The organism is Amycolatopsis sp. SID8362 (assembly GCF_010550475.1).
GTDB lineage: Bacteria > Actinomycetota > Actinomycetes > Mycobacteriales > Pseudonocardiaceae > Amycolatopsis > Amycolatopsis eburnea.
Genome location: NZ_JAAGNB010001253.1, coordinates 1 through 351, shown reverse-complemented (window position 1 = coordinate 351; position 351 = coordinate 1). Strand labels below are relative to the sequence as shown.

Sequence of the window (351 nt, the reverse complement as noted above, 5' to 3'; positions counted from 1 at the left end):
AAGTCGGCGGGCAGGCCGGACACCAGGGCGCGCAGCGCTTCGACACCACCGGCCGAGGCGCCGACGACCACCAGGTCACGCCGGAAGGGCGGCACGACGTCCACCTCCTCACCTGCGGCTCCACGGTAGCCGAGTCGGGCCGTTACGACGAGTAGCCCTCGTCGGCCGGCTCAAACCCGTCGGGTGCGCGACGTGCGCCCGCACGGCCCCGGCGAGCTCCGGCAGCGGCAGCACGGTGCGCACCATGCCGGTGAGGATCGCGGCACCCGGCATCCCGAACTCCACGGACGTGGCCTCGTCCTGGGCGAAGACGGTGCCCCCGCAGCGGGCGACCGCGCGGATGCCGGCCTG

At 74.9% G+C, this 351-nt stretch carries 1 protein-coding gene; it reads right to left on the bottom strand.

Features of this window, described 5'->3' with window-relative positions:
- Positions 1-108 precede the first annotated feature (108 nt).
- Positions 109-351, bottom strand: a 243-nt coding sequence (locus G3I65_RS38645) for a chemotaxis protein CheB (RefSeq protein ID WP_239071707.1), incomplete at its 5' end; no start/stop codon positions are given.